Origin of the sequence: Bradyrhizobium sp., from assembly GCF_049581145.1 — a bacterium.
GTDB lineage: Bacteria > Pseudomonadota > Alphaproteobacteria > Rhizobiales > Xanthobacteraceae > Bradyrhizobium.
Genome location: NZ_JBAURI010000187.1, coordinates 1 through 4,475 on the forward strand (window position 1 = coordinate 1; position 4,475 = coordinate 4,475).

5 protein-coding genes and 1 pseudogene are annotated in these 4,475 nt (G+C 64.3%); 4 read left to right on the plus strand and 2 right to left on the minus strand.

Annotated elements, in window-relative coordinates; genetic code table 11:
- Both WCB02_RS06170 and WCB02_RS06175 read left to right on the plus strand, forming a co-directional pair.
- Positions 1–269: DUF4403 family protein (locus WCB02_RS06170; protein ID WP_423956952.1), on the plus strand; the 269-nt coding region annotated here is incomplete at its 5' end.
- 155 nt (positions 270–424) lie between these two features.
- Positions 425–1,645: an ABC transporter substrate-binding protein gene (locus WCB02_RS06175; RefSeq protein ID WP_423956953.1), complete on the plus strand. Its 1,221-nt coding sequence runs from the start codon at positions 425–427 to the stop codon at positions 1,643–1,645.
- Positions 1,646–1,780: 135 nt separating this feature from the next.
- Here the strand turns inward: WCB02_RS06175 and WCB02_RS06180 are convergent, their stop codons facing one another.
- Positions 1,781–2,323, minus strand: coding sequence for a PRC-barrel domain-containing protein (locus WCB02_RS06180; RefSeq protein WP_423956954.1), 543 nt, complete (start codon positions 2,321–2,323; stop codon positions 1,781–1,783).
- Between the two features lie 250 nt (positions 2,324–2,573).
- Entirely contained in the window at positions 2,574–3,188 is a 615-nt protein-coding gene (locus WCB02_RS06185) for a hypothetical protein (protein ID WP_423956955.1), read from the minus strand.
- A gap of 172 nt (positions 3,189–3,360) precedes the next feature.
- Here WCB02_RS06185 and WCB02_RS06190 point away from each other — a divergent pair, with 172 nt between their 5' ends.
- Together WCB02_RS06190 and WCB02_RS06195 are read left to right on the plus strand one after the other, a co-directional pair.
- A complete protein-coding gene (locus WCB02_RS06190; RefSeq protein ID WP_423956956.1) occupies positions 3,361–4,104 on the plus strand; it encodes a response regulator in 744 nt (247 codons plus the stop codon).
- Positions 4,101–4,475 (plus strand): annotated as a pseudogene (locus WCB02_RS06195) (ATP-binding protein); the annotation flags it as partial. The gene WCB02_RS06190 and the pseudogene WCB02_RS06195, both read left to right, overlap by 4 nt.

Consider the following 4,475-nt stretch of genomic DNA (forward strand, 5'->3'; position numbering starts at 1 on the left):
GTGCTGCGGCGCATGTGATCATCCCGCAATTGGAGCGAGCCTTCACCGACAAGGCCACCGTCGATCTCAAGCCGCTGGCGGCCGATGCGCAGAGCAAGCTCGCCGCGGTGATCACCGATTTTCAGAAGAGCGAGGATGGTGTCCGGGTGGAGGCTGTAATCACCAGCATCAATCTCGCCGACATCGCCTTCGACTCCCACACGCTCCGCGTTATCGCGCAGGCCCAGGGCACCCTCAATGCCCGCGTGACCAAGCTGCCGCAGCTTTGAGACCCGCTGCGTGCGGTTTTCTGCCGGCGAACGTCAACAAGCCCGTTTGCCTGCGTCTTGGTCGCCGCTGCCATGGACGAGCGACTCCGGCTTTACGGACCTGGCCAAAAGCGGATAGAACCCGGGCGCAAACAAGAAATTAGGGAGAAGAAACCATGAAATCAGTTGCAACGGCGCTCGCCGCGGCGGCCTTCGCGGTGATCGGCTTTGGCGGCGCGGCCTGTGCCCAGCAGATTTCCGACGACGTCGTCAAGATCGGCGTGCTCACCGACATGTCGAGCCTCTACGCCGATGCCACCGGCAAGGGGTCGGTTACCGCGGTACAGATGGCAGTCGAGGACTACGGCGGCAAGGTGAAGGGCAAGCCGGTCGAGGTGGTCTACGCCGACCATCAGAACAAGCCCGACGTCGGCCTCGGCATCGCCCGCAACTGGTACGACAACGACAAGGTCGATGCGATCTTCGACGTCCCGACCTCCTCGGTGGCGTTGCCGATCTCGGCGCTGACGCGCGAGAAGAACAAGATCAACATCAATTCGGGCGGCGGCAGCTCCGACATCACCGGCAGCCAATGCTCGCCGAACACGGTGCACTGGACCTACGACACCTACGCGCTGTCCAACGTCGCAGGCCGAGCGATGGTCAAGCGCGGCGAGGATACCTGGTTCTTCGTCACCGCCGACTATGCGTTCGGACAGGCGCTGGAACGCGACGCCGCCAACGTGGTCAAGGAAAGCGGCGGCAAGGTGCTTGGCGAGGTCCGTCATCCGCTCAACTCGTCCGACTTCTCCTCCTTCCTGCTGCAGGCGCAGGCCTCCAAGGCCAAGGTCATCGCGCTCGCCGATGCGGGCGGCGATACCACCAACGCTCTGAAGCAGGCCGCCGAGTTCGGCATCACCCAGGGCGGCCAGAAGATGATCGCGCTCTTGCAGGAGATCACCGATACGCATGCGCTCGGCATCAAGGCGACCCAAGGACTGATCGTCACCGACGCCTTCTACTGGGACATGAACGACGAGACCCGCGCCTTCTCGAAGCGCTTCTATGACAAGGTCGGGCACATGCCGACCATGATCCAGGCCGGGCTCTATTCGGCGACCATGCATTACCTGAAGGCGATCGAGGCCATCGGTACCGATGAGGCGCCCAAGGTGATGGAGCAGATGCGCGCGACGCCGATCAACGACTTCTTCGCGCATGGCGGCAAGATCCGCATCGACGGCCGCATGGTGCACGACATGTATCTGTTCGAGGTCAAGAAGCCGGAAGAATCCAAGGGCGAGTGGGATCTCTACAAGCTGATCGCGACCGTGCCCGGCGACGAAGCCTTCCGTCCGCTGGACAAAGGCGGCTGCCCGCTGGTGAAGACGAACTGAGCGTGGCGCGGCACTGATCGCCGCACGACGCGTCACGCTCTTCTCAATACGGACAAATATCAATACGGACACATCAAACGCGCCCGGGCGGAAACCCCGGGCGCGCTTTTTTGACAAGCCACCAAACCGCCGACGTTACTCGGTGGTGAACTTGAACTCGGGCATCGCCTGCAGCTGGTCCTTGGTCGCGTTGATCACGGCGTGATCGGGGTACCAGGGATTCGGCTTCGATGCGGTCATCGAGGACGAAGTGCTGGTCGAGCCCGTCGTGGTGCTGGCCGAGCCGGTCGTCGCGGTCGAGCCGGGCCGGTCCGCCGAGGCTGGCGCGCTGGACGCCGTGGTGGAAGGCACCGGCTCGTCGACGAACTTCACCTGATCGAACGGCAGCGCGACCAGGCGCGCGCCGACACCGAGGACGCCACCCACGCTGAGCACGGCGGCCTTGACGTTCCCGCTCTTGTCGATCAACAGGTCATTGATCGAAGCCACGTTCTCATTGGCATTGTCATAGACGCTGAGACCGACGACCTTGGAGGTTCGCCAGTCGCCGTGCAACGAGGCCTCGCTCGCAGGTGCAGCGGCCGCGGCACGGTCCGAAGTCGTCGGCGTTTCCGCGAGCGCAACGCTTGCGAACAGCATGGAACCGACCAAAGCGGTCGTGGCATATTTTGTTAGCATCTGGTTTGTCTCCCTGATCAGAAATGCGTGGGGAGAGAACCGGAGAACGCGTGCCGTGTTCCGCGTGCGGCGCGCATTTTCGATTTTGCGAAGCGGCAATTCGCTCAGGTTCCGTGGAACGAATCAGCAAACGATGCGGCGGATCGCATGCGAATCATGTCAGCGCAACGCGAGCCCGGTTCCAGCACGAGGTGCGGCGATCATCCAGCATTCTGGCAGAATGATCGCAGCGGAGCTGCGCCGCGGCGGTTCACGACTGGTAGTTGATCAGGAGAGCCGAGAGCGATGAACTGGCGGCTCCGGTGCTGGCGGCGCTGCCGGTCGCGCTGTACGTCGATGTCGATGTCGACAGCGAGTTCTGCAGCGACTGGAGAAACTCCTTCAGGATGTCCTCGGCGGAACTGCTGCTGCTCGAAGAGCTGCTGCTCGAGGAGCTGCTGGTGCTTCCCGCCCCACCCGAGGGCGGAGGACCGCCGGGAGGCGGACCACCGGCGCCGCCCGGACCGCCGGGGCCACCGGCACCGCCAGGACCGCCGCTACCGCCAGAGCCATTGGCGAAGGCCGCTTGAAACAGCCCCTGCAGCTCGGTGGCCTGATTGCTGGTGAGCTGGCCGCTGGAGACTTCGCCCGCGATCAGGCTCGAGATCTTCGACTGCAGATTGCCCGGCGACGACTGTGTGCCGCTCGACTGACTGCTGGAGCTGCTCGATTGCAGCGAGGAGTTGATATCGGTCAGCGCGGACGACAGCGCGGACTGATCCGACGAGCTGATGGCGCCGGAGCTGATTTCGGACTGCAGTTCAGCCTGCAGCCTCTGCAGAGGCGATTGGTAGGTGGTGCTGGAGGTCGCCGAGATTGAGGTCATGATAGCTTCCCGAAAGTTCGTGCGAGACGTCACGACGCTACGGTTCGTGTCCTTAACGGGTCCTTTCAGAGGGCGTGCCGGCATGTTGCGCCCTGTTACGGGAACAGGGCTGGAAACATCTGGAAACAAAAATCCTTCGCCACGGGAGGCGAATCACCGACAAAGCTTGCGCATGGCCCAGGCATCGCCCAACATCCTTGTCGTCGAAGATGACCGCGAGACCCGGGCGTTGATCGCGAAGTATCTGCGCACCAACGCCTGCAACGTGACCACGGTGGCCGACGGCCGCGAGATGGCGCGGGCAATGACCGACCATCGCGTCGATCTGCTCATCCTCGACGTCATGCTGCCGGGCGAGGACGGTCTCAGCCTGTGCCGCAAGGTGCGTGCGGAATCGCAGACCCCGATCATCATGCTCACCGCGCGCGGCGAAGCCGTCGACCGCATCGTCGGGCTCGAGATGGGCGCCGACGATTACCTGGCGAAGCCCTTCAATCCGCGCGAACTGCTGGCGCGGATCAACGCGGTGCTGCGCCGCCGCGACGCCGCCTGGACCGCGAGCGCCACCGAGGGCGCCACCGCGTTGAGCTTTCTCGGCTGGCGGATCGACGTCAGGCGGCGCGAGTTACGTAATCCGGCTGGCGCGCGGGTCGCGATGACCAGCGCCGAGTTCGACCTGTTGCGCACCTTCTGCGAACGGCCCGGCCGCGTGCTGTCGCGCGAGAGCCTGCTCGATCTCACGCAAGGCCGCAATGCCGGCTCGTTCGAGCGCAGCATCGACGTGCTGGTCAGCCGCATCCGCCGCAAGATCGAACCAGATCCGCAGCAAGCCACGCTGATCAAGACGGTGCGATCCGGAGGCTATTTGTTCACGCCGACGGTCGAAGCGGCGGCAGCGGCGAACGATCGATCATGAAGCTGTTCAGCTTTCTGAATCTCAGAGGCATCCGCGGGCAGATCGCAGCGCTGGTGATCGTCTCGATTGCGGCCCTTCACCTCATCATCACCGCGGTCTTTCTGCTGCATCGCTCCGGCGCGCCCGACACGTCATTCGACAATGGGCCGGCCCAGATCGTCGCGGCCGCGCAATTGCTCGGTGCGGCGCCCGCTTCCGAGCGACCGCGACTGCTGGGCGATCTGGCGCGGGCCTTTCCGCAGCTCGGCATCGAAAGTCTCGCGCCGGGCTCCGTCCCAACCGCGGGCGAATCGCAAACCCCGAGCCTGCCGGGTCACCATGGGCACCTTGGCGCCGGCTACCGGATGTTCGCGCTGGCAGCGCCCCTGCCG

Coding starts and splice junctions, on each gene's coding strand:
- WCB02_RS06175 (WP_423956953.1), top strand. CDS start 425: ATGAAATCAGTTGCAACGGCGCTCGCCGCGGCGGCCTTCGCGGTGATC.
- WCB02_RS06180 (WP_423956954.1), bottom strand. CDS start 2,323: ATGCTAACAAAATATGCCACGACCGCTTTGGTCGGTTCCATGCTGTTC.
- WCB02_RS06185 (WP_423956955.1), bottom strand. CDS start 3,188: ATGACCTCAATCTCGGCGACCTCCAGCACCACCTACCAATCGCCTCTG.
- WCB02_RS06190 (WP_423956956.1), top strand. CDS start 3,361: ATGGCCCAGGCATCGCCCAACATCCTTGTCGTCGAAGATGACCGCGAG.